The 23,443-nt window shown below is 53.5% G+C and carries 25 protein-coding genes; 13 read left to right on the top strand and 12 right to left on the bottom strand.

Features of this window, described 5'->3' with window-relative positions; genetic code table 11:
- Positions 1–2: 2 nt before the first annotated feature.
- The 12 genes from SQ11_RS09990 to SQ11_RS16475 form a co-directional block, all read right to left on the bottom strand.
- Positions 3–1,742 carry a lipopolysaccharide assembly protein LapB gene (locus SQ11_RS09990; protein WP_041514032.1) on the bottom strand — a complete coding sequence of 580 codons (1,740 nt, stop codon included), beginning with the start codon at positions 1,740–1,742 and terminating at the stop codon, positions 3–5.
- Between the two features lie 23 nt (positions 1,743–1,765).
- Entirely contained in the window at positions 1,766–2,491 is a 726-nt protein-coding gene (locus SQ11_RS09995) for an EI24 domain-containing protein (protein ID WP_041514033.1), read from the bottom strand.
- A gap of 27 nt (positions 2,492–2,518) precedes the next feature.
- On the bottom strand, positions 2,519–3,037 hold the full coding sequence (locus tag SQ11_RS10000) for a hypothetical protein (RefSeq protein WP_156972459.1): 519 nt from the start codon (positions 3,035–3,037) through the stop codon (positions 2,519–2,521).
- A gap of 23 nt (positions 3,038–3,060) precedes the next feature.
- Positions 3,061–3,453, bottom strand: coding sequence for a DUF5675 family protein (locus tag SQ11_RS10005; RefSeq protein ID WP_041514035.1), 393 nt, complete (start codon positions 3,451–3,453; stop codon positions 3,061–3,063).
- Between the two features lie 102 nt (positions 3,454–3,555).
- Positions 3,556–4,884 (bottom strand): serine/threonine-protein kinase, encoded by a 1,329-nt coding sequence (locus SQ11_RS16465; protein WP_052494150.1) that lies wholly within the window; start codon positions 4,882–4,884, stop codon positions 3,556–3,558.
- A 79-nt stretch (positions 4,885–4,963) separates the two neighbouring features.
- Positions 4,964–6,085 carry a S41 family peptidase gene (locus SQ11_RS10015; RefSeq protein ID WP_198140837.1) on the bottom strand — a complete coding sequence of 374 codons (1,122 nt, stop codon included), beginning with the start codon at positions 6,083–6,085 and terminating at the stop codon, positions 4,964–4,966.
- A 54-nt stretch (positions 6,086–6,139) separates the two neighbouring features.
- Positions 6,140–6,583, bottom strand: coding sequence for a hypothetical protein (locus SQ11_RS10020; RefSeq protein WP_156972460.1), 444 nt, complete (start codon positions 6,581–6,583; stop codon positions 6,140–6,142).
- A 122-nt stretch (positions 6,584–6,705) separates the two neighbouring features.
- Complete coding sequence (locus SQ11_RS10025) at positions 6,706–7,359, bottom strand: hypothetical protein (RefSeq protein ID WP_041514038.1); 654 nt, start codon at positions 7,357–7,359, stop codon at positions 6,706–6,708.
- 132 nt (positions 7,360–7,491) lie between these two features.
- A complete protein-coding gene (locus tag SQ11_RS10030; protein ID WP_052494151.1) occupies positions 7,492–8,478 on the bottom strand; it encodes a serine/threonine-protein kinase in 987 nt (328 codons plus the stop codon).
- Positions 8,479–8,571: 93 nt separating this feature from the next.
- Positions 8,572–9,087 carry an FHA domain-containing protein gene (locus SQ11_RS16470; RefSeq protein WP_052494152.1) on the bottom strand — a complete coding sequence of 172 codons (516 nt, stop codon included), beginning with the start codon at positions 9,085–9,087 and terminating at the stop codon, positions 8,572–8,574.
- A gap of 266 nt (positions 9,088–9,353) precedes the next feature.
- A complete protein-coding gene (locus SQ11_RS10040; protein WP_052494153.1) occupies positions 9,354–10,202 on the bottom strand; it encodes a PP2C family serine/threonine-protein phosphatase in 849 nt (282 codons plus the stop codon).
- A 48-nt stretch (positions 10,203–10,250) separates the two neighbouring features.
- On the bottom strand, positions 10,251–11,840 hold the full coding sequence (locus SQ11_RS16475) for an FHA domain-containing protein (RefSeq protein ID WP_052494154.1): 1,590 nt from the start codon (positions 11,838–11,840) through the stop codon (positions 10,251–10,253).
- A gap of 746 nt (positions 11,841–12,586) precedes the next feature.
- Here SQ11_RS16475 and SQ11_RS18100 point away from each other — a divergent pair.
- From SQ11_RS18100 to SQ11_RS10105, 13 genes are all read left to right on the top strand, one after another.
- The gene (locus SQ11_RS18100) at positions 12,587–12,712 is read left to right on the top strand and encodes a hypothetical protein (protein ID WP_269746041.1); all 126 of its coding nucleotides are present in this window, start codon (positions 12,587–12,589) and stop codon (positions 12,710–12,712) included.
- Complete coding sequence (locus tag SQ11_RS10050; RefSeq protein WP_041514039.1) at positions 12,705–13,304, top strand: DUF4255 domain-containing protein; 600 nt, start codon at positions 12,705–12,707, stop codon at positions 13,302–13,304. Before SQ11_RS18100 ends, SQ11_RS10050 begins: the two co-directional genes overlap by 8 nt.
- Entirely contained in the window at positions 13,301–13,711 is a 411-nt protein-coding gene (locus tag SQ11_RS10055; RefSeq protein WP_041514040.1) for a hypothetical protein, read from the top strand. The genes SQ11_RS10050 and SQ11_RS10055 overlap by 4 nt, the downstream gene beginning before the upstream one ends.
- 79 nt (positions 13,712–13,790) lie before the next feature.
- Positions 13,791–15,443 (top strand): phage tail sheath C-terminal domain-containing protein, encoded by a 1,653-nt coding sequence (locus SQ11_RS17890; RefSeq protein WP_041514041.1) that lies wholly within the window; start codon positions 13,791–13,793, stop codon positions 15,441–15,443.
- Positions 15,444–15,476: 33 nt separating this feature from the next.
- Positions 15,477–16,817: a phage tail sheath subtilisin-like domain-containing protein gene (locus tag SQ11_RS10065; protein WP_052494155.1), complete on the top strand. Its 1,341-nt coding sequence runs from the start codon at positions 15,477–15,479 to the stop codon at positions 16,815–16,817.
- Between the two features lie 22 nt (positions 16,818–16,839).
- Entirely contained in the window at positions 16,840–17,289 is a 450-nt protein-coding gene (locus tag SQ11_RS10070; RefSeq protein ID WP_041514042.1) for a phage tail protein, read from the top strand.
- On the top strand, positions 17,286–17,654 hold the full coding sequence (locus tag SQ11_RS10075; RefSeq protein WP_041514043.1) for a hypothetical protein: 369 nt from the start codon (positions 17,286–17,288) through the stop codon (positions 17,652–17,654). The genes SQ11_RS10070 and SQ11_RS10075 overlap by 4 nt, the downstream gene beginning before the upstream one ends.
- Entirely contained in the window at positions 17,651–17,830 is a 180-nt protein-coding gene (locus tag SQ11_RS18250) for a DUF6760 family protein (protein WP_041514044.1), read from the top strand. The genes SQ11_RS10075 and SQ11_RS18250 overlap by 4 nt, the downstream gene beginning before the upstream one ends.
- Positions 17,827–18,321 (top strand): phage tail protein, encoded by a 495-nt coding sequence (locus SQ11_RS10085; RefSeq protein ID WP_041514045.1) that lies wholly within the window; start codon positions 17,827–17,829, stop codon positions 18,319–18,321. Before SQ11_RS18250 ends, SQ11_RS10085 begins: the two co-directional genes overlap by 4 nt.
- 123 nt (positions 18,322–18,444) lie before the next feature.
- A complete protein-coding gene (locus tag SQ11_RS10090) occupies positions 18,445–20,988 on the top strand; it encodes a hypothetical protein (protein ID WP_041514046.1) in 2,544 nt (847 codons plus the stop codon).
- On the top strand, positions 20,979–21,701 hold the full coding sequence (locus SQ11_RS10095; RefSeq protein WP_052494156.1) for a LysM peptidoglycan-binding domain-containing protein: 723 nt from the start codon (positions 20,979–20,981) through the stop codon (positions 21,699–21,701). Before SQ11_RS10090 ends, SQ11_RS10095 begins: the two co-directional genes overlap by 10 nt.
- A gap of 14 nt (positions 21,702–21,715) precedes the next feature.
- Positions 21,716–22,789, top strand: coding sequence for a phage late control D family protein (locus SQ11_RS10100; protein ID WP_041514047.1), 1,074 nt, complete (start codon positions 21,716–21,718; stop codon positions 22,787–22,789).
- Entirely contained in the window at positions 22,786–23,409 is a 624-nt protein-coding gene (locus SQ11_RS10105; protein WP_052494157.1) for a phage baseplate assembly protein V, read from the top strand. The genes SQ11_RS10100 and SQ11_RS10105 overlap by 4 nt, the downstream gene beginning before the upstream one ends.
- Positions 23,410–23,443 lie beyond the last annotated feature (34 nt).

Raw genomic sequence — 23,443 nt, forward strand, 5'->3', positions numbered from 1 at the left:
TCCTATTGCGCCGATCCCGCCGGAGGCGCCGCAATACAGCCAAAACGCGATGCATTGAGAGCAATATCGGCACGCGCCCAAGCGTTTCTGAACCGCGCCTCGACCAATGCCGCCTGGTCGTCCTTCTTTTGGGCGCGCAACGTCTGCAATAATCCGTAAAGCGCCCAACCGTTGTTGCGATTTTTGCGCAAATCTTCCCAGTACACCGTTTCCGCCTCGGCTGCGCGGCCCGCTTCCAGAAGAACGGCCCCCAGCGCCAACCTCGGGGGCGACTGCCATTCCGAAGGTTCCGTGTAAACCAGAGCATCTTCAATGCGGACCGCACGGTCGAGGTATGCAATGGCGGAATCAAACTGTCCACGGGCGGCGGCGATCTCACCCGCAAGGACCTCGGGACCGATACTCAATACGTCGCGCGCGGTATTTAGCGACATAAGCGGCCAATCAAGCGACCCATTCTGCAAGATCCCGCGTAGTGCTTCCAACTCCTGCTCAGCCTGCGGCAACTGCCTGGTTGCGGCAAACGCCAAGCCGCGCACATAATGCCAGCCGCCTTTAAGAAAAGCGTTTGTGGCGGGTGGTGCTGGCTCCTGAAGAATCTCGTTCCACTTTCCAAACTTTGCGTATGCCCAGTACGGTGTCACACGGAACGTTCCCGCTCCCGGCACCGTCTCCAATGCCGCATCATCAATCGCGCCTGCTACCTTTCGTGCCGATTCGATCGCAAGCCGGCTTTGCCCATCCATGGTGGCGGCAAACCAGAGAAAATGAATGTTATGGGGGGTGTACATGACGCGGTACATTCCCTGCGCATGGCTATGCGACAGATACTCCTCGTCAGCTGCAATGGCGAGTTGATTACTCTTTATCGCATCTGCATAGCGCCCCACGCGCTGATAAATATGCGACGGCATATGCACCGCATGCCCGGCCGCCGGCATCAGCGTAAGAAGGGTATCAGCTGCCTTCTCCGCCCGCTCGGGCGTGCTCGTCGGCTCGACCAGATGGATATACATGTGCACCGCCCCCGGATGCCTGGGATTGCGTCGTATCACGCTCTCGGTAAGCGCGACAATTTCGGCGGTCCCCTCGAGCGGATAACCATCCCGCATCCAGTACCCCCAGGAGTTGAGATCCATCATCGACTCGACATAGAGCATCGCGATATCGAGATCGTCCGGAAAGCGCGTGTGGACTTCCCGCATTGCATCCGCATAAGCCCTATTGTTCTCCTTGCGCTGCTCGGAGCTGCCGGTATAACGTTTTTCCAGCGCACTGATAAGCGCCCGCTCGCGCGGAGATGCCTTTGCCATGAGCGAGGCGGCTTTTCGCACGAGATCCAGAGCCGCCGTCTCGTCCTTTGATTCCATCATTGCATTGATATTGGGGCCCAGGACAAGTGCCTGGCCCCAATACGCCATGGCAAGCAAGGGGTCGAGCCGCGCCGCTTCCCGGAACGAACGCCCCGCCTCGGCATGGTTAAACGCGTAGGAGAGATTGAGTCCCTGATTCATGAATTGCTGGGCTGATTTACTCCGTGTGCTGACCGGAAATGTATGTGATCCAAGGTTCAATAGTCTGGGCGTGGCCTGATCATCCTGGACCGCTCGCGCTTGATGCCTGTGAGCCCCTGATCCCGTGGCCGTCGAAGTGTTTTCGCCCGTGTGAGCAGATGTGCCGGTGGCGCCGCTGGCCGCCACCGCCAGCCCCAGCATCATGAAATGAAGTTTGCGTAATTGCATGGATATTCCCCTTCGATTCTTGACTAACGTGAATCCGGCCGGTGGCGCAGCTCCACGAGATGCGCCAGACCGAAATGAATGAAAGCCAGGGCCGCCAGTACGGGTGCGAACAGATTGAGAAACGGTACAAATTGTACCAGACCGGTCAGTAGGCCCAGGGCCCAAAGTGACGGGCGGCAGGATAAAAATATTGCCCGCATCTCTTCGCGGCGAGCGTGCTCCGCGAGCGCATCATAACGGAATAGACGCTGGTTCAAATACGCCGCGGCGATAAATGGGACAATCACCCCCGCGCCGACCAGCCACAATGGAATGGTAACAAGCCATATGGCGATAAAGATGCCGACCGCGAGCAGGGCGTTGAGCAAGCTGCCTGCGATGCCGCCGCTGTTTTCTCGTTCAAGTTGCGGATAATCGCGATCTGCCACCAGATGAACCAAGGCCGGCATGGCGAATAAGGCGGTAATCACTAGCGCCGTAACAAAAACCAGCGGCACAAAAAGAATCAGATGCGCCACACCCTGTATTCCATAGGCAATCCATCTGGGTTCCACGCCTTCGAGCCAAGTTTGAATGCCAATCGCCGTGAGACCGCTTGCGATCCATTCCGAGAAAGTGCTCCAGAAAACCACACCCAGAATCAGCCACAGCAGAGCTGCCACCAGGATTGGCCAGATGACAATCCACAAAACCTGAAACCGGAATAAATCGCGGAAAGCGCACGAAAGCGCCTCGAATACAGGAATCATGGATGACTCTCCTTCGCATGGCGAAACTCATTGAATTCCACTTTCGCATCGCGGATCCGCTTCATAGGCGAATGAGTTGTACCAAGCGGTCCGCTCCCAGATTTCCTTGCATACCTCACCGCAGACTTCACGCTCGAACCCGCACATCCCACCCAGCTTGAAGCGCGCCGTATAGGCGCCCGCGGCTTCTCCACCTTTAAGCTCGATAATAACCCGTGCGTTCTGTTCAAAGATGTTCAGTTGATAAGCGTTGGTGAGATCCTGATAGAACTTCCGGGGTATGATGAATTCACTGCCATCGATGGAAACAAGAAAAACCTCGGTGACAAACCGTGGAATTCCGCCATCCATCCCCCACACGCCCGCGTCCGCCTCGCGGCACTCGCCGCTCTTGCATGGGCGCTCCCTGAACGAAACGGCAACCCTCTTGCCGGAGGGCAGCACGGATATTTTTTCGTGCACGAATGGAATCATCTGCGTTTGCGCAAGCACGCCCGATGACGCGAGGGACAATGTCACAGCGAAACCAAGGAATAGTAATTTCAAGCAGTTCACATGACCCAACATTACTACCCTATCTCTATGAATATCTTTTCAGTCTCGGATGCAGTCTTTAATTTGTTGAAAAGCCGTTCAAAAGCCACTTTACTCTGACCTATGGACCCTTCACCTTTTGTCTCGCCCACCAGTATACATCCCTCCGTATCTGCGGCTGTATTTCCAGGATGTATCCGCACCCCCTCAAAATTGGGAACGTTCAAAAAAAGTGGAAGCAAGCGTCCAAATCGCTGCGACTGATTGATAACGACCTCGTAGCGTCCCGCAGGGATGGCTGTCTTCCCCTTGATCTTGACCGGTCTTTCCACATCTTCCAGCGTGTAGCATTCAAATTGATCATTCACGTATAGCTTGCCAATCGTGCTATCCCCCGAACGATCTGTCCTTTCTACTCGTAGCTCCATTTCAGCTCTCCTTTATAAACGTGAACCTTCTGATCCGCAATACTTGACCCCGGTTTTATGCGGTTATGATGCGATCCCCTCTGTCTCATGCCGCGAATATCGCTAGCGGGGACACTTTTCCCGCATCTTTTCCCGGGTAGGGCTTTCTCCGCTGGCCTTGAGATTTTTATAATCCGCACCGGTCAATACCCAGAATTTCGCTCGTACCGCTTTATCTGTCTCCTTATATCCAGCCTGCTCAAATTCAGCGCTCCTCTCGGATTCGCTGAGTATCTGATGAACTTTTGCATCCCTGAACGCCGACAATTCATGAAGGGCATTGATGTACTCATTAGAATATTTATTCACGTTAGCGTTGAGTTCCTGAATTTGCTGCGAAAAACCCTCCACAAATTGAGAGTTGCCGGATTCGACAGCAAGTCCCAGACCTGCTTCCTTTATTTCCAATCTTTTGATTTCCTGGCAGAACAATGCATATTTATCATTTGACAAGGTAGCCAAACTGCGTATTGCTTTTTCGTTCTGTACGAAATACCAGATTCCTGCCGCAAATAATATCGACAAGCTCAAAGCCCAGATTTTCCAGTTCCTGCCGCGCTCATAGGATTCGATAGCTTTAAGAAAAGCGAGACCCCCTTGAAATCTAGCGGCTGGATTCTTCTGCATTGCCTTGAGCACAATTTCCGCTAACGCTTTTTTGAGCTTGGGATTGATTGCCCGCGGGTTGGGAGGCGGGACGCCGAGATGCTGTTCCTTGAGTGCTTCCGAGGACGCTCCCTGAAAGGGGAGACGGCCCGTCAGCATCTCGAACAAGAGAATTCCAGCTGAATAGATATCGGACCTGTGGTCGATCTTATCCGAATCGATGAATTGTTCAGGACTCATGTATTCTGGTGTGCCAATCACGCGGCCCAGCCTGGCGGCACGTTCATCGCCCGCCTGACGCGCAATACCAAAGTCGGTGAGAAGCGCCCTGTTAGCGCTATCGACCATTACGTTCGAGGCTTTGATATCCCGGTGCAGGATCGCTTTCTCATGCGCGCAATTGAGTCCGGCCAAGATACCCTTGAAGATGTGCAGCGCCCGTTTCTCCGGCATCGGCCCACCCGGCGAATCAATCATGTCGGCGAGAGAGCGGCCATCGACATACTGAAGAACAAGAAAATACTCTTCGCCTTCTTCGAAATAGTCGGACATCTGAACAATATTGGGATGGGAAAGCTGAGCCTGATGCGCCGCCTCCTCATAAAATTGCTGCTTGAAGTTGGGATTGTGGGTCAACTCCCGCTTAAGGACCTTTATGGCGTATTTTTTATCTCTGACTAAAGCGTTCTCTGCAAGATACACCCGCCCCATGGCGCCCTCGCCAAGTTTGGAGACGATGGAATAACTGCCATGAATTATCTTGCCGATCAGATCATCATTTTCCACGTTCAAACCCCCGTGACATTTCACTCGTGTGGCTGATCGGGAAAATACATCGAGTGCCCGATCAGCCGGGTGGTTCTGCCTAATTGATCAAGGCGGCGATTTTGCTGAAAAAAGCTTCTGTGTCGTGGGTACTTTTCTCGACCCGATGCATGGGCGCCAGCCCGCTACCTTCAAACTGCGTGCCATGGGGAGTTATCAAATATCCCGTTGTCAGAATCAAGGCGCCGCCATCCTGCAGTTCTATGATGTCCTGCCGGGTTCCTTTTCCGGCAGTTGTTCTGCCAACCGAGGTGCCGCGCACATTTTCGGTTAAAGCGGCGATAAATATCTCCCCGGCGCTGGCGGTAAATTCGTCTTGCCATAGGAAAACCCGTTGGGCTGGACGCTGCTTGGCCATCGTCGCGGTATACAACCGCACCCCGGTGCGGCTACTTACCGAAATAATGGGCTCCCCCCGCTCGAGAAAGAGCATCGAGGCATCCACTGCCGCGTAAAAATCACCGCCGCCGCAGCCTCGCAGATCGATGACAATGGCATCCTTCTCACTCCAGCTCGCAAGCAGATGATGGAGTTCCTGTCTGGTATTAGGCGTGAAGTAGGGTAGCTTGATGATGCGCACGGAGCGAAATGTATACTCCGAGACTGCCGGGGCAGGTACGGCTGAGCGAGTAACCGTCACTTGCCTTGTAACCCCCGAAAGATCCGCAAGCTCGGCCACGACCTCGGTTCCTGCCTGGCCCGCCGCCATGGCGGCTACTGCGGGAAGCGATTTTCCGGGTGTGGGAATCCCGTCAAGCGCCAGCAGCCGTTCGCCCGGCTTGATTCCCGCCAAAGCGGCGGGTCCGTTCGCAACCGGATAACAGATAATGTCGCCATTGCGCCGTTTCTCTATGTCAAGGCCGATACCTGCATAGCGCGAACTACCAATCCCCTTGAATTTAATGTATTCCTCAGGAGTCAAGAAATCGGAATAAGGGTCTTCTTGCGCGAGATAGGCCTTCAGGGACGAGGCAACCAGGTCTTGGGTGTTTCCGGCGGGTGCGGAAAATATCGCACGCTCCTCAATATGTCGCAGCGCTTCGATGTAGCGATGTATTGCCTGTTCGCTCACCTGCGATGATAACGATCCCGGCGGCTTGTCTTCGTCAAACCAGGGCAACGAGAGCCTGAACAGATAGCCGCCGAGAAATGAGGCCGTCATAATAAGTAGAATGATCCCTTTATCGACATTGAGCCGCGCCATACCGTCACGGAATCAGGAGTGCAGCAGAATATCCAGGGTTTTCGTAATATCTTTCTTCATCGATTCCAGTTTTTCTTGCTTTTGCGTCTCTGTCATGTTGCTCTGTTCCACCTTGACCAGTTCCTTCTCGTGCGTTTTCAATTTCACCCGTAATCGATCCTTGCGCTCCCGCTGCTCTTTCGTATTCTCTGCCGTACTTGCATTGGCTCGCTGTAGCTGCTCCAGCCGTGACTTCAGGTCATCCAGCGATACCTGCTTGGTCGCAAGATCCTTCTTCAATTGGATACTTTCTTCGCGCAAGCGGGTTTGCTGCGCTTCTTCTTTTTTTAACTCATTCTCCTTATCGGCTACCAGGACTTCATGCTTTTCCACGTCTTGCTTTAAGGCCATGACCGTACAGGCACAAAGACTGGGCATAAAAAAAGCGATAAATGCTAGGGATCTGGATGTTGTCACGGGGTGGCTCCTAATTTTTGGCTTGAACCCGGATAATCCGCCGGGCGGATCTCCAGACCTATCCGAGTGCACGGTGAGCTCACGGCTGTTATCTCGCGTCCTGATGGTTGGGTTGAACGGATCTATATCCTTTGGCGCTGGGAAGCGAGCGCACTGGTCTGCCTTTGTGTTTCCTCCAGCAAACGTTGCTGTTTCTTTATCTCCGCATCGAGTTCGGCATGCGCGGCGCTGTCCGCGCCTGTCTTACGCTTCTGCTCGGCCTGGAAACGTTTCATGTCCTCCAATGCGCTTTTCTCAAGCGCAACCTGGTCGTTGGCCAACTTTTCTTCATTGAGCAGGGCTTCCCTTTCTTTTGCCAGTTTCTGCTGAGAAATGGTGCCTTGCTCTATCTGCGCAACGACCGTATCGGTATGCTTCGAGACCTGCGTGACCCGTTTGTTGAGTTCTTCATTGGATTTTTTTGAATCTTCATTGAGCCCGCGTACATATTTCAGCCGTGCGTCCAGATCATCTTCTTTGCCGGCCAGTTCCTGACGGCGTTTCTCGTATTTCTCGGCATAGGTATAACACGCTCCGGCCCCAAGCAATCCACCTCCCGCCGCAGCTCCCGCACATGTCGCCGCATTACCCCCCGCTGCTAAGCATATTGCGGCGGCAAGTCCCGCGCCGACAGCTCCGCATTCGAGGGCGGCCATTCCCGAACCTCCGCGGGTTCCTCCCACCGTGCTGCAGCCCGTTATCATAGTTAAAAGTAGCAACGCAGCGATAATCTTCATGGTGACTCCTCCATTAATAGCTGTCGCATCAAGACCGCCTTTCGCTCACAAAGAAAAATTGCCCGTTTCTTCGGTTTCTCATGGCAGAATTTTTACTGGGAAGTTTCCCTCATTTTTCTTATCTATTTCGGATTAAATTGATACGACATAACCAATAGCTCCCACGGCGGCAGCCAGGAGGGCAATCATCGCAGCAAATCTCAAGGGTGAGCGGGTGGACACACCCTCCGCAGGCGCCCGTGAGTGTTGCGGAATTGCCGCAAGCAACAGTCGTGAAAATTCAGCACAACCCTGCGGCCGTTGACCGGGATCTTTACTCAACGCTGACATGATCAGGTTGCTAATGCCCAATGGAATGGACGGCTGGCGGCGGTGCGGAGGTACCGGTATCTCTTTAACATGAGCGGCTCGAAGCGCAAGCTCACCTGTTGTCCCGTTTTCTTGTTCGGGGACAGTAAATGGCGGCTGTCCGGTCAGCATTGCATATAATACGCAACCTCCGCTGTAGACATCGGTTCTGTGATCGATATTCTCCGGCGTCCGAATTTGTTCGGGGCTCATGTATTCCGGGGTACCCACGCGCCCGCCGGCACGTGTACGCCTTGCCTCACCCACCGCCAAAGCAATTCCAAAGTCGAGCAGATAGGCATGCTGCTGCGCATCCAATAAAATATTGGAGGGTTTGACATCCCGATGCAATATGCCATTGCGGTGCGCATAATCAAGAGCGGACAGGACATCGGTAAATATACGCACGACAACATCCAAAGGCAGAATGTGATTTGGGGTACGTTCAAGCAGTGCCGCAAGGGATTCCCCTTCGATGAGGTTCATCACCATGCATTGCTGATCATTGACGGAAAAGGTATCGATCAGTCGGACGATGTTAGGATGATTCAAGCGTGCATGACGCCGGAGTTCGTCCTCGAAGCGCGCGCTGATGCCGGGATCTGCAAGCAGACTCTCAGCAACAACTTTTATCGCGACATGCTGGCGGGTTTCTGGATCCCATGCCTTCCAAACGACGGCCATTCCCCCCTTGCCGAGAATATGCTCGAGCTGATACTTTCCACAGGCCTGTCCCGCGGAAAAATCGGTTCTTATCGTTCTTGCCATCATACGACTCAACCTCACCCGCTCCCCAATTATGAGTATGTCGTACAAACAGATTTGACGCACCGGACTGCCAAAACACCCTTATCCGGAATTGCGTCAGATTGCAGTTTCACCCGAAGAACGGGGCCTCGGATCACCGCGCTCAAAATCTTCCGCGGGTCTGTAACCTTCGGGAGCCCGCTCACTGGTTATTTTTCGAAACTCGAATAGGGATCTTCCGGTTTTGATGATCGCGCCGTCGGTCAGATCGGCGCCATCCCGTTCAACATATTTCTCGTTGAGAAAAGTGCCATTGGTACTGAGCAAATCATGCAGCTCATCCCGCCCTGCACGGCAGAGAATCACAGCATGCTCGCCAGACATAATCGGGTCCGTAGTGATCTGCACGTCGCATGATGGGCCGGACCCGATGACATTCCGTCCCTCATAAAGCACGAACAGTTCGCCCTCGTACCTCCACGAAAACGTCACCACAACCCCGGTGATTCTGCGGTTATGGGGTGCTGATCTGCTTCTGCGCGGCTCCTCGGCGGATTTTTCGAAAAGTGTGCTGCCGCGTCCTTCTTCTTGCCTCTCGGTTCCCGGGTCTATCTTCGTGGTGGATCGTTCCATTTCTGTACTCCTTCGCGTGGCTTTACTTGATTCGACATTCTCGGTATCGGGTATGCGCGCCGTCCTTTGCGTCGCACGTTTTTCTGCGTCACAATAAGCGCAAGTTTCCCAGTTCGGATCCATTGCGTGGCCCTTCTCGCAAACACGGGTTGAATTACCCGTTTTATCACTTCCAGTAAGCCTGTCCCACAAGCTCATGGTATGCCTCTCTTTTGATTTGACTTGAAGCTCATCTATATTCTCCTTCTGTGTTGATTGGCGTGAATTCAGCTATTTGAAATACCTGGCCGTGCGGTCGCCGCTGAAAGGAGCACAATTCCCGGGACGACAATCCCCAAGCGCCCCATAATCCTGGATATCCCACCTTTATCGCCGCCCCCGCACACGATCAACTGTATGGTAATGTTATCCTCGCCTCCTTTCTCCAAAGCGAGGCTGACAAGTTGACCCGCCAATTCCTGGGGCGCACCCTGATTGCTGAGAACGGCAGCTATTTCAGTATCAGAAACATACCCGTGGAGTCCATCCGAGCACAGAAGAACCTGATCTCCCTCCCGTAGCGGAATCCAGGATGAAATGTCGACTTTTATTGTGGGTGAAGTGCCAATCGCGCGCTCCAGAACACTTGCCTCAGGATGGACCATGGCCTCAGCGGGCGTCAGAATGCCGGCATCGATCATTCGTTGCACACGGCTATGGTCCTTGGTCAGCCGCTCGAGTTTATTCTCACGGGTAAATAAATATGCCCGGCTATCGCCCACATGGGCAACCATAACCTGACATTGAGCCACAAGCAGCACGACAGCAGTGGCGCCCATGCCCTCCGTGCCGGCATTTCCCGCATGCCCGCGTTCATAAACAACCGCATTTGCCTCTTCGAATGCACCTTTAATGGCATCGGGGCCGATCGAGATGGAGTCGAGACTGGACAAACTCTGGTTGAGCGTCTCAACGGTCAACCCAGCTGCAAGTGCGCCACCCCGATGACCTCCCATCCCGTCGGACACGATATATATGTCTCCAAAGGGCGCTTGCACATAACTCATCCTGTCCTGGTTTTCATTCCGGACGTAGCCTGTTTCGGAGCGCGCGCCCACAGACCATCTTTTTGACATCACTCCTCGCCCCACCATTTTCGGCACCGCTGATCTCTTAATAGAAAATTAAGGCACGAATGGCTCCCCATCCGGCATCTGAGCAGAATGGCCTTGAGACGCAGTAGCCGCCACCAGCTGTAAAGTCGTTTTTCCTATCCGAATCTCGTCGCCCAGATTCAACACCATGGCTGCCTCATGCAACCGCGAATCATTGAGGAAAGTCCCATTCCGGGAAGCGCTGTCGTTCAGATAAAGGCCGCCAGATTCATATTTTATAGAGGCATGTTTTTGCGATACATAATCATCGCTCAACTGTAGTTCGTTGGAATTGCTGGCGCCAATTCGATAAATGGTCTCATCGATAGGATACTGATGTCCCCGGGCGGCCCCGCTCAGGCAAAGCAGAAACGCCGCAGGATGCCCCTTGGCCGGTTCGGGGAATGAATAACCCACGCTGGTCTGCGCCCGTTTCGGCACTACGGACTCGGATTGGGTACGAGGCAGCGGCGACGGCGGGACAGGTGGGGATAAGGGCGGCGGAGATGGTTTCGCCGGCTTTCTACTCAGTAGATATGCGCCCGCAAGCGCTGCTATGGCGACCAGTACTCCTATCAAAACCCTGGGATCGACGTTGTCCTCGGAGGCCTTGCCTGACGGAGCGGCAACACGGGGCGCGGAAAGTCCATACTCGATTGTTTGTAAAATAGGTGCCTTCCCTGTGGGCGTAAATTGCAGCTGCGCTGAATTTACCTTGCGTCCGTCTCCCGATATATCGTAGCGGAACGACACGTCAAACATGCGAGGCGGAGGTAAATTGAATAATTTAAAGAGTTCGCGGGAAAGCTCCTGCGCGTTCCTGGCGAGAACAAAGTGTCCACCCGTATTTTTCGTTAAACGCGCGAGCAATTCGGAATCTTTATCCGCGACTTTGCCGAACCCAATCGCATCAATGGAAATATTCTGCGCATTGGCCTTGCTTGTGACTACCTGGTCAGTGATGCTGCTCCCGTCATCCTTGCCATCGGTAATAACGATCAGGCGCTTCAAGCCTTTTTCATCTCGGCTGCGCAACTCGGAGAGTCCCAGTTCGATGGCTTCGTACAGCTTCGTTTTGCTATCCCGTGAAGATCTGACACCGATTTCGCTCACGCCTCTTGCCACCTGCGCGGTATCCTTGGAAAAGGTATGGAGCTTCCTTACCTCGGTGTCAAACGCCCATAGAGCCAGGTTTAATTTCGACTCCGATTTGGCTAAAGCGCCCCTCAGTGCCTCCTGGATTTGCTTGATGCCAGCAGCTCCCATGGAACCGCTTTGGTCGACACAAAGAATCATCGATGTCTCGAGCGCCACGGAAGGAGCGGGTTTAACCTCGCTAGCCTGGATCGCCGGCTTGTCATCGAAACGGAGTTCAAAAGCCGGCGCGCTTGGAGTCGTTCCGGTAAAAATGCCGGTAGTCGCAATAACGGTACCCGCAGGATCCTCCTTGACCGAGAAAACCTGGAACTCACTGGCATGAACGGCACCCCCCATGGAAAGGAAGATGGCCGCCATCGCCAGGCCAAGCAAACCCGCACTTAGCGAATTCGATGTATGATATTTACATACCCGGTCATCAATGGCCGATGAATGGAATTTGGTTTCTGATAATGGATTCATCTGTTCCCCTTGCATACCAGCCTCTATGTTTATAGCACATGCCTACGAATTGGCTTTATGTCATCACTAGAGACTAGAGCAAGTTCCATGCCGACGCATTACAAGATAATAAAACGTCATTGAATCAGTCACTAATCAAGATTTACGCCTGTACCGACGAAGTACGCTCTTTAGCCGGATAGCGCCTACCTGATGCGATGATTGTTTATTTAATCATTGTGATCATGATGTTATATCTCACTGACTAAGAATACCCCGAGTGGGTCAAAGTCAACCCATTACCGCGTTCCACTATCTACCCCTGATCACCCTCAGATTCGCAAATCTCCCCATACGCCCACATAAAGTCCGCGTAGAAACGCATTGCCGACAAAATGCAGATGTTCCCATGGCGGGGCGACGTAAATCGCAGGCCGGTCTACGCTACCGGCGGAGATACATGCCACCCGGACCACTTCAGAGGCTCTTAGGTCCGACCCACCCTGGGTTAGAAATCACCCATCAACCATAACATGATGATTCCAGATATTTAAATAGGTAATCCCTGGCAAGGGATCGTCGCAGACGATCATATTTCTGAGTAAGAGGATGACCCATATTGCCGCTGCTCATCTAAATCAAGCCATTGATTAAAAAGGTTTATTAACTAACAAAATATTGGCATGGATGTTGCATATAAGCTAGCTAAAACAGGTAATAAGGTTAAAGAAGGAACGGTGACAGACTTCTTCATGGCGGAAATAAAAATGCCAAATGTTTCTATCCGGTTCGAGGGTTTTATCAAGAACGAAAAAAACAGCGGCTTACGCTCGTCGGGTCATCGGCTGTCGTTGATTTTTCTACTGCCGCCGGCCAGAGCCAGCCATGATTAACGATCTCGACGAAACGCTGGCTGTGCTATTGAAGCGCGAGCTCCCAAAAGGAGTGGCTGAGCAGGTGCAAGTGAGTTTTCACGCGCCGGATGATCAATTCCCGCCGCCTTCCGTCACCCTGCCCGCCATCGACCTTTTTTTATACGACATTCGGGAGAATCTGGAGCTTCGAAGTAACGAGGTGTATGTGGATCGGCGTTCCGATGGAACAGCCATGCGAACCGTGGCACCCGTGCGAATAGACGCTTCGTATCTGATTACCGCTTGGCCCAGCCAAAGCGTAGCCGATCCTTCAGAAGATGAACACCGGTTGCTGGGGGATGTGATTCGGGCGCTCCTGCGCTATCGGACCATCCCCGAGGATGTACTTCAAGGCAGCTTGACCGATCAGGATTTACCCTTGCCAGTCAGCACGCTTCAGCCGGGGCGCCTGCAAAGCCTTGGGGAATTCTGGCAGGCGCTGGGCGGGAAACCAAAAGCTGCCCTGAATTATACCGTCACTTTCGCGGTGGATGTCGCCAAGCCGGAGATAGTGGATCTCGTTACCGAGAAAATACTTAAATTTCGCCTACAGACAGGAACGGACTCATGATTGCTCGGACGGATTGGGAAACAGTGAGTCATCACGTGAGTATTTGCGGCCGGGTCTTGGACAAGGAAGGCAACGCCATGCCTGATGTTCGGCTCAGCGTCTCAGCCGAGCCGAAACAGTCGCATAAACAGCCGGATACGCCAACGGGCCGGACCCATGCCCGCCAAGGGAGAACAGGAGAACAGAACGAAGCCGGTAACCGGGCGGAACAAACCGAGTCTCGTCATGATGGTACATTTTTTTTTCTTGATTGCCCCGATGGGAAATATACCGTGCAGGCCGTGGATACCCGTTCCGGCAACCGGGCAGAGAAATCGGTTACGGTTGCCGACAGCGCACGCAAGAAGCGTCTGAAAGATCGGACACCTGAAGAGAGATGCTGGATCGAACTTGTTCTAAAGCAGTAATGGGAAGGCGATGTTTCTTGAGGCAAGTGACTGCCTCGATGGAACTTATTTACGATCAATAATGAAAAGGGAATACAAAATGGCAAATTATCTGAGTCCAGGGGTTTACGTCGAAGAAATACCTTCTGCGCGGCAACCCATCGCGGGAGTTGGAACCAATACGGTGGCATTTATCGGCATCGTGCCAGATACGATTTACTATCCGAAAGCAAATGACCGCTATGATCCTGTCGATGCCCGCGAGGCGCTGGAGCGCAGCGCAGCAGCGCCAGATACGGCTGATTCCGCAGAGGTGAAAGACCTAAAGGCAAAACTGAAGGCTGCTGAAGACCAGCTTACCGCTGCCAATAATGCATTGTCCGCGGAAAAGAGCAAGAAAAAAGATCAGCAAGATGCCGCGTTGCTGCAGAAGCTGCAGCAGGAAAAATCTGACAAGACAGACGCACGAGACAAATTAAAAGATTCCCTGCAGGAATCCTCCACTAGGTCGGCATTGACAGCGCCCCAACCCATTGAGAAAGACGCATTTGAGGATACGACCGAGAAACCTGATCCTGGCCTGCTGGAAGAAGCGAAATCGACAATAACCCCCTACTATCTCAGCCAGTTCATCGTCGATGTCGAACCTGGAGATACCAAGTTTTGTGCCAGCTTCTCGGATTACACCAAGCGCTTCGGCCCATTCTCGGCATTCAGATCAGGAGCCGATGCCTCCATACCGATGTATCCGGGACATCACGCATTGACTCATGCCGTTTATGGTTTTTTCAACAACGGCGGGACCCGTTGTTTCGTTGCCCGCGTAAGGTCGATTGATGAACTTGATAGAGCTTTAACAAATTTTCAATCGATTGACGAGGTAGCAATTATTTCCGCTCCGGGGTTACCCAAACAGGCTGATGTGTGGAGCAGGCTGATAAGCTACAGCGAAAACAATGAAAACATTTTCGCTATCCTTGACAGCACGGCGGTAGTGAATGACGGAAAGTCGAACGACTTGGACGGCCAGAAACTTCAATATACCGACAAATCAAAGGATACATTACCCCAGCCGAGCAAGAATGCGGCCTTTTATTTTCCTCACATCGAAGTGGTGGATCCCGCCAAACAGTTACAGGATAGCGATCCGGTTCGGCAGGTTGACGCAAAATACCGCGGTCGCACCTATGTTCCGCCAAGTGGACATATAGCAGGGATTTATGCACGTACGGATGAAGAGCGAGGTGTACACAAAGCACCCGCCAACTGTGTTGTGCGCGGTGCCATTGATGTCAAATATTACGTCAGCAAGCCCGCACAGGATTTACTCAATCCTCAAGGTGTCAACGTGATTCGCTCCATGAATGGGGCAATCACGGTCTGGGGCGCGCGCACCATCGGCGGAGACCGCAATGGCGAGTGGAAATATATCAATGTCCGCCGCTTCTTCCTATTCCTGCAGGAATCCATTGATGAAGGCACGCAATGGGTGGTATTCGAGCCGAATGACCCTACCCTGTGGGGAAAGATCCGCCTCAATGTTTCCGCCTTCCTCACCAACTGCTGGCGTAGCGGCGCACTTTTCGGATTGACACCGGAAGAAGCGTTCTATGTGAAATGCGACGAGGAGCTCAACCCGCCGGAAGTACGCGATGTGGGCCAGGTTATTACGGAAATTGGCGTGGCCATCGTAAGACCGGCGGAGTTCGTTATATTCCGCATTTCGCAGTCAACCGGCCAGGAAAAAAGTTAATCATCGCCTGTATATCCGGATATTGGGTCAATAATGGATAACCAGACTTACCTCCGTGCGGCGCGCTCCAACTATCGTACGCCTGGCGTGTACTACGAAACACTGGTCAAAGTGCAGGCACAACCCGTGTTTCGTACCGGCATCCCCGTTTTGGTGGGGTTTGTGCAACCAGGGTCAAACAGCAAAGACTTACCGGAAATTCATCATATTGACCGGTTGCAACAGTTTTCCCAGCGGTATGAACCTTTGACAGAGAGTTATCTGGGTTACGCGGTACGCGGCTTCTTCGAAAACGGTGGTGAACAATGCGTGGTGGTGCCGCTTCAGGTGAATCTAAGCAACTCATCAGAAGCAGCCAGGGCATTAACACGCATTTTCGCACCTGGGGAAATACTGGAAAATATTGAAGACATCGATCTCATTTGTGTTCCAGATGCAATGTTGCTTCAACCTGACTACGACTCAATTCTGGATATTCAATCGGCAATTCTGGATCACTGCCACAGAATGGGGGATCGGTTCGCGATCCTCGACGGATTTACTGAGGAAGTAGGCAGCCGACACTCGGAACCGGAAGAAAACAGGAGCTACGTCGAACCCCCTGTCTTGCATTGGCAACGTTTGCCGCGTGAGCATGGCGCTTTCGGTGCCCTTTATTATCCTTGGATCTCCGTAAAGCAATCGTTGAGTCCAACGGATTCCAATATTTCACGCATGACAGGCATGCCCTGCGATGGGAGGGTGAATCGTACCAACATGGGAGCGGCGTTTGCAAAGGCTTACCGCACTCAATTTGTGCCCGCATGCGGACATATCGCCGGTGTCTATGCGCGTGCGGATGCCAAAACAGGGGTACATAAAGCACCTGCGAATGAAGTCCTGGAGGGAATTCTCAAGCTGGAAGTCGATTTCAGCGACGATGAACAGGAGCCGCTTAACGAGGGAGGTGTTAATTGCCTGCGCAGCTTTGCCGGGCGCGGCACTCGGGTGTGGGGAGCGCGAACCCTCAGCGGTCATGCCGAGGAATCCTACATTAATGTGCGGCGTCTTTTCCTGACGCTGACCAGATGGATCAGGCAAAACATGAACGATATGGTTTATGAAGGGAATAACCCATCGCTTTGGGAGCGCGTCAGCCAGCGGCTGAGCGCCTATTGCCGCGACTTGTTCGATCGGGGCGCGCTGATGGGAAGCAGTCCGGCTGAAGCATTCTTTGTGAAATGCGATGCCGAAACGAACACTCTGGAAAGCCGGGAAGCCGGGCAGGTCGTCGCCTTAATAGGCCTCGCACCGGCGATTCCCGCAGAATTTATCGTGGTTCGCATCACCCAAAGCGCCAGCGCAATCGCCGTGACTGGACTGAACGTTTCATAATAATCTCAAGGAGGTAATCAGTATGGCAAGCACAGGAGAACGTAGAGATCCCTACCGCGGATTTAAATTCCGTGTTCAGATCGATGGCATACAGCGAGCCGGATTTCGCGAGGTGTCCGGGCTTGATTCGGCAACCGACCCGATCGACTATCGCGTCGGCGACGACAAGACGGTAACGATATCCAAACTGCCGGGCTTGAAGAAATTTGCCAACATCACACTCAAGCGCGGGATCACCGATGACCTGGATCTCTGGAAATGGCGCAAGCAGGTCATGGACGGGAAAATAAAAAATGCCCGGAAGAACGGTTCCATTATCCTGATGGATGATGAAGGCAATGATGCCGCACAATGGGATTTTGTGGCCGCGTGGCCAACCAAGTGGACGGGTCCGACATACAATGCCACCGCCAATGAGGTCGCCATCGATACGCTCGAACTCACCCATGAGGGATTGGATCGGACCAAATGAACCTGCAGACGGAATTCGATTTCACACTTCCACATGGGTATGTCGACGCCGAGGGAAACATCCATAAGGCCGGAGTGATGCGGCTTGCGACAGCGAATGACGAGATTGCGCCCATGAAGGACCCGCGGGTTCAATCCAATCCTGGTTACCTGGCGATAGTTCTCCTATCCCGAGTGGTTCGCCGGTTGGGAGACCTGCCGCAGATTAACCCAAGGGTGATCGAGGAATTATTCGCAGCGGACTTTGCGTTTCTCGAAGATATGTACCGCCGCATCAATACCAGCGGACACAACCGCATCAAGGTCGCCTGTCCGGAGTGTAATGCGAATTTCGACGTCGAGGTCCAGCGTTCGGGGGAGCCATAGGCTACCCCTCTGCGGAATTATTTGAGGAGGTAGCCTACGTCGCGTATCACTTCCACTGGCCATATACCGACCTGATGAATCTCGATCATCTTGAACGGCGCCGCTGGATAGAGGAAATTGTGAAAATCAACGAACGCCTGAATAGCGCGGAAGAAAGCACGCCCGAATATCTATGATACTGCCCAGAAAGGAATACGACGACAGAAGCCGCATCCCCCGTGATCCCTATTCAGCCTTCCGGTTCTCGATAGTGATTGATGGCAAGGACAGCGTGGGAGGATTTAATGAGGTTTCGGGCTTGGTGTTCGAGACCGAGGTTCACACGCTACGGGTTGGCGGTATCAATGATCATGAGCTTCAGCTACCCGGGCCATCGAAATTCCCCTCGCGACTCGTGCTCAAGCGTGGGTTGGGCGACATCGACTTTCTGTGGGAATGGTACCAGGAAGTCGCGAAGGGAGAGATCGTGCGCAGGAATATACATATCCAGCTTAACAATGAACAGGGTGAAGATACGGACGAATACAGCAAACGCAGCAATAAGAAAATGCCGTCATGGCTTTTCAGGGAAGCCTGCCCTGTGAAATGGACTGGCCCCGATTTGCGTGCAAACAACTCGGCGATCGCGTTTGAGTCGCTTGAGCTGGTGCATCGCGGTTTACTCTGAGAAAAAAAGATCGTCAACCTGGGACGCGCAAACACAGATATGGCACATGATTCGCAAATCCCCGCTAATACTGTTGCCTGGAATGATCCCGGGTCGCTTGGCTTTTCAACTTGGAAACAGCACATGGCCACGGGTCCAACGGCCAGAATACCCCTTGCTCAGGGGCAGAAAAATGGGTTGGTAACAACCTATGACAGGCATGCGTCGTTTGCAGCCAGATTAATTCGTCGCCAAGTCAACCAAACCATATTTGACGCTACAAAGCCCCAATTCGTTTTTGGGTTCGATCGTCATAGAGCGCCCAGAGATGGGATTGATCATGCGCGAACCGCGCCACATGAACGGATGCCCATGAGGCAGGTGGCTTCCGTTGGCATCGCATCCGGGAATGCGACAACAAACCATGCTACCGGCATACCTTCGCTCACGTCTGGAGGTGGCTATCGGAATCCCGCCATGGTGCAGCGGCACGTAGCAGTGCCGGAAGGACACGCTTCCACCGCACCTGCTGCCACTGCTGCGATGAGTCGCCTCATTACCCCCGCGGTATCGAAGGATGCGTTTACCTCCGGCAGCGCGATGGATTCCATCAGTGCAGCCGGCACAAGGCACGATCCATCAAGGATAGAACCCTCAGGATACATCGCCAGAAATGTAGTGTTATCCGGACGTACGCAAGTGACTGAGATTCCGGTCGGCCATCCCCCTGCCGAGGTTCATGATTATTCCCACAGCGGTACTGAAGGCCCGAAGGAATCTGTTCCCGCGCGTTCTTTCATACCGGAAACCGCGGCTGGATCAGTATCTTCCAAATCAGATTTTTTGCCCGGCGGGAGTCCGCCCCGCTCGCTGGCCCAACGGCGGCCGATATCCTTGCATCAGCATCCGGCTGATGTAGAACCAGGTCAGCGATTGCCGCTGAAGATGAGCTCAATGGCAATCGCACGCCAATCGCAAAACAGCCGCGCAGAGCGGGCGATAGACATGCCATCAAGACCAGGCCGGCCCTCTGTCAATTATCAAGCACTCTCTAAAGCGATCAGTAGAAGAAGCTTGACAGGCGGAATATCGGAGGCTGGGTTTGCGCCAATGGAAAGCCATGAATATGGCCAAAGTGATACGTCTTCCGCCACCCCTGCGGGGCATGGCATTGCACAGTCTAACCGGACTGCTATGGACAGCTCCCATCTCACGTTAAGCCACTCAATCAAGGTTTCACCCGCCATCACTGCAACCGCCGCAGGACCGGAGCCTGATGCAAGTTTGATAACACACGATCTTCAAGGTGAACCGAAGATAGCTGAGATACATCGCAGCGCGCTACCGATCCGGCCGATGCTCCAGTCTGACTCAGTACTCAGGTCAGCCTCGGCACAACCATGGGATGGCTATTGGCATCCTGCGCCTCGGCACCACCAGATTCGGGATGGATTGCCGATACTCCGCAACCACGAATTGCAGCGCGCATCCAGGGTAACCGCACCGGGCATTCACGCCTCCCCTTTCCTGATGCACCGCCACGACAATCTCTTGACGCTTCACAAAACAATCGCGCAACAAACCGGTACTGCAGCCGCAAACCACATTGTCTCAATCCCCAACGCAAGGGACGCAGCGCCGCAAGTGAATCGGTCCTTCGCACGTCCGCACATCGGGCATGATCCTTTCTTTAACATCGCCTCGCACGATGCGGCAATGTCCACGCGGATCTCAAGATCACCGTCGCCGTCTGAAGGGATTGCTCCGGACGGTTATTTACCACCGCAGCCTTGGCACCGTTATAACGCTCCCGCTCTGGCATTACGCCGGGCCAATACCCCGAGTGCCCATGCTTTGGCGATCCGGGCCATAGCACCTGCAACTACCGGCACGGCTCAGCGCACGGATCAGTCTATCGGATACGCCGATGAGCCGTCAGGCACTGCTTCGCTACCCTTGACGATTCACGGCCGGGAACACCTCATGGCCGGTAACACGCCGGTTCTCACCACAGGCAATGATATGCGAGCCTATAGGACTCCTGACTATCGGGCTCCTGATGCTGCCGCGACCGGTTCCGCCGTGGCCACGTCAGCTGCCGCCGTGGGTCATACCTCTCCCGCAATTCCAGATCTTATGGAAAGTGCCATAGGAACTCCGCCTGTGCTGCGGCGTTTAATGAAAAACCTGAATCCTGTCCCTCTGCCCCTCTCGCATGCTACATTGGACCGGACAACTCCATGGCCAATCAACCGGCAGCCCATGAGCACGGCCAATACAGGCACCCTATTTACCGCTGGTGCCCATGTATCCGGCAGCCGGCATGAGACTCAATCCTTTCAGGGCAATCTTGGCACGTCGAGTAAATGGACCCATGAAGCTGCAGAATGGCCACTGGCGGTGATGCGGCGAGCGCCAGCCCAACTCATGCGCGCATCCGGCGACACAACCGCCACTGCAACCCATTTCTCTTACCCCGCTACACCGGAAGATCGCTACGGTGTGGTACCTGCGCCGAATGAAATATCACGCCAGGTGAGCGACGCCCTTCCCCGAGAGGCGTCTCCCACTGCTGCGTTTCCCTCGGGGCAGCCGGATTCTGATGAGATTGCCGAGCATGCCTGGCGAATAATGGCAGAGCGGCTTGTGATTGAGCAGGAAAGACGAGGACTCGCAAAATGGCCTTAGAAAAACTGGAAATTCTCACTGAAGAGCCAGGCGCGGGGCTTCCTCAGTTCAATCCCAATAATTCGGCAAATAAGATCGTCTGTAACATGGATTCCAAAAATAATGACGTGAAGATGTTCAATCCTAATATCTTTACGATCACCCGTACTGTTGCCTGGCCGCCTCAGGCGGTCACCAAGCGCGACTCCCCGGAATTGCAGCATACCGGCGCCATTGAGCCCAGCACTCTTAATATCGAATTATTTCTGGATACCTACGACAGCCCCGACAAGGTAAAGAAAAGCGTCCGGTTAATCACGGACAAGCTGATTAAGCTGACCAAGGTTATCAGCGAGAAGCACCGGCCGCCCGTCTGCAGGCTTACCTGGGGCAACATGGGCAACGAGCACGGATTTTTTCAAGGTGTATTGGAGAACCTGGTGCTCAAGTTCAATCTTTTCATGGAGGATGGCACGCCGGTACGCGCAACCGCAACGTGTACCTTCAAGGCATGGACGCCGAATGAGACAGATTTAAAAGAGCAGAATTTGATGTCACCCGATGTGGCCAAGGTCTGGGTGATAAAACGCGGCCAGACGCTGGCCTCCATCGCCATGAAAGAATATGGTGACCCGCGTAAATGGCGGCCCATCGCCCAAGCCAACGGGATCGATGATCCAACAAAGTTATATCCCGGTACCGTGCTGGTATTGCCAGCGTTGCGCAGCGCTTGAACAGGTAGATATTTATGGCCGCCAGGGACGAATTCGAAACGCTCACACCGGAGTTCGGCATATACATTAACGGCTCCCAGGTTCCCATTGATGCCATTACCGCCGACTTGATTTCCCTTAATGTGCTGGATGATGTCGATGCAATGAGCATGTTTGCCATTACACTTTCCGCATGGGATGCGGCCGAGGTGAAAGTAAAATGGATAGACCATAAACTTTTCCGGGAAGGCAATCCGGTCAAGATCGAAATGGGATACCACAACCAATTAAAGACTTTATTCAGCGGCGAGATTACAGGGCTTGAGCCCGAATTCGCCGAGGCACGCCCGCCCACCTTCACCGTGCGCGGTTATGACCGCCGGCACAAATTGATGCGTGAGCGCAAGACCCGGTCGTTCACCAATCTCAAGGACAGCGATATAGCAAGCCAGTTGGCACGCGAGGCGGGATTGAAACCGGAGGTAGATGACAGCAAGGTTGTGCTGCCTTATGTGTTGCAGCATAACCAGACAGATCTCGAGTTTTTGCTCGCGCGCGCGCGGCGCATCGAATACGAAGCAGTGGTGGAGGATAACTCGTTGCTATTCCGCCCGCGCAAGATTGAGAAAAATGCCGCGGTTGATCTGAGATTGAACATTGAACTGCTCGAATTCCGCCCTCGCATGACAACTATGGGCCAGGTGAAAGAGTTTACGGTACGCGGCTGGAACCCGAAGGACAAAAAGGAAATCGTCGCCAGTTCGGCCGCAGGGGATGAATCCACAAAGATGGGAGGGACGGTCACAGGTCCGGCGAATGTTCAGAAGCTGTTTTCCAGCACCGGCAGTACACGGGTCACAATGCCCGTTCAGAGCCAGGAAGAGGCGGACCAAATGGCAAAGCAGGGATTCGCGGAAATGGCCCTCGGCTACATCAGGGCGGAAGGCATATGTATCGGCGATCCCCGGTTACGAGCGGGAACTGTGGTCAAGGTCGAAGGGATCGGCGAACGGTTTAGCGGCTTGTATTATCTATGTTCCACCGAGCATCGTTTTTCCATGCGCAAGGGATACCGTACGGCCTTTTCCGCACTGAGGAACGCGACATGATGCATAACGAACTGCTACGCAGCATGTTGGCCACCTACGATCCCGATGGCAAATGTTACGGTGTTGTAGTCGGCATCGTGACGAATAACCGCGATCCGGACAATATGCATCGCGTCAAGGTGCGCTTCCCCTGGCTGAATCAGAACGACGAAAGCAACTGGGCGCGGGTGGCAAATCCCATGGCTGGAAACGGCCGCGGTATTTATTTCCTGCCTGAAGTTGACGATGAAGTCCTGGTCGCCTTCGAGCATGGCAGTATCGAACACCCCTATGTGGTGGGTTCGCTCTGGAATGGCAAAGACCAGCCACACGAAAGCAATTCGGATGGATCAAATGACAACCGTAGCATCAAGTCGCGCAGCGGACATGTTATGCGACTATGCGATAAATCGGGAAGCGAAAGTATCGAGATTATCGATAAGAGCGGTAACAACAAGATTGTGATTTGTACATCAGGAAACAAGATTCTGGTGGAGGCGACGGGAGACATCGAAATCACGTCTCAAACCGGAAACATCAAGTTGAGCGCGGTCGGGATTGAGTTGAAAGCCCAGGCTAATGTGGACATCTCGGCGAACGCGCAGGTCAACATCAAGGGGACATTGGTCAATATTAACTAATCGAATGACTGCGTAACCGAATCGCTGAATGAGA

This window comes from Nitrosospira sp. NpAV, assembly GCF_000832065.1.
GTDB lineage: Bacteria > Pseudomonadota > Gammaproteobacteria > Burkholderiales > Nitrosomonadaceae > Nitrosospira.

Excerpts from the sequence above, each read along its gene's own strand:
- SQ11_RS09990 (WP_041514032.1), bottom strand. The coding sequence starts at position 1,742 with ATGCAATTACGCAAACTTCATTTCATGATGCTGGGGCTGGCGGTGGCG.
- SQ11_RS09995 (WP_041514033.1), bottom strand. The coding sequence starts at position 2,491 with ATGATTCCTGTATTCGAGGCGCTTTCGTGCGCTTTCCGCGATTTATTC.
- SQ11_RS10005 (WP_041514035.1), bottom strand. The coding sequence starts at position 3,453 with ATGGAGCTACGAGTAGAAAGGACAGATCGTTCGGGGGATAGCACGATT.
- SQ11_RS10015 (WP_198140837.1), bottom strand. The coding sequence starts at position 6,085 with ATGACGGCCTCATTTCTCGGCGGCTATCTGTTCAGGCTCTCGTTGCCC.
- SQ11_RS10025 (WP_041514038.1), bottom strand. The coding sequence starts at position 7,359 with ATGAAGATTATCGCTGCGTTGCTACTTTTAACTATGATAACGGGCTGC.
- SQ11_RS10030 (WP_052494151.1), bottom strand. The coding sequence starts at position 8,478 with ATGATGGCAAGAACGATAAGAACCGATTTTTCCGCGGGACAGGCCTGT.
- SQ11_RS16470 (WP_052494152.1), bottom strand. The coding sequence starts at position 9,087 with ATGGAACGATCCACCACGAAGATAGACCCGGGAACCGAGAGGCAAGAA.
- SQ11_RS10040 (WP_052494153.1), bottom strand. The coding sequence starts at position 10,202 with ATGTCAAAAAGATGGTCTGTGGGCGCGCGCTCCGAAACAGGCTACGTC.
- SQ11_RS16475 (WP_052494154.1), bottom strand. The coding sequence starts at position 11,840 with ATGAATCCATTATCAGAAACCAAATTCCATTCATCGGCCATTGATGAC.
- SQ11_RS18100 (WP_269746041.1), top strand. The coding sequence starts at position 12,587 with ATGCCAAATGTTTCTATCCGGTTCGAGGGTTTTATCAAGAACGAAAAA.
- SQ11_RS10050 (WP_041514039.1), top strand. The coding sequence starts at position 12,705 with ATGATTAACGATCTCGACGAAACGCTGGCTGTGCTATTGAAGCGCGAG.
- SQ11_RS10055 (WP_041514040.1), top strand. The coding sequence starts at position 13,301 with ATGATTGCTCGGACGGATTGGGAAACAGTGAGTCATCACGTGAGTATT.
- SQ11_RS17890 (WP_041514041.1), top strand. The coding sequence starts at position 13,791 with ATGGCAAATTATCTGAGTCCAGGGGTTTACGTCGAAGAAATACCTTCT.
- SQ11_RS10065 (WP_052494155.1), top strand. The coding sequence starts at position 15,477 with ATGGATAACCAGACTTACCTCCGTGCGGCGCGCTCCAACTATCGTACG.
- SQ11_RS10070 (WP_041514042.1), top strand. The coding sequence starts at position 16,840 with ATGGCAAGCACAGGAGAACGTAGAGATCCCTACCGCGGATTTAAATTC.
- SQ11_RS10075 (WP_041514043.1), top strand. The coding sequence starts at position 17,286 with ATGAACCTGCAGACGGAATTCGATTTCACACTTCCACATGGGTATGTC.
- SQ11_RS10085 (WP_041514045.1), top strand. The coding sequence starts at position 17,827 with ATGATACTGCCCAGAAAGGAATACGACGACAGAAGCCGCATCCCCCGT.
- SQ11_RS10090 (WP_041514046.1), top strand. The coding sequence starts at position 18,445 with ATGGCCACGGGTCCAACGGCCAGAATACCCCTTGCTCAGGGGCAGAAA.
- SQ11_RS10095 (WP_052494156.1), top strand. The coding sequence starts at position 20,979 with ATGGCCTTAGAAAAACTGGAAATTCTCACTGAAGAGCCAGGCGCGGGG.
- SQ11_RS10100 (WP_041514047.1), top strand. The coding sequence starts at position 21,716 with ATGGCCGCCAGGGACGAATTCGAAACGCTCACACCGGAGTTCGGCATA.
- SQ11_RS10105 (WP_052494157.1), top strand. The coding sequence starts at position 22,786 with ATGATGCATAACGAACTGCTACGCAGCATGTTGGCCACCTACGATCCC.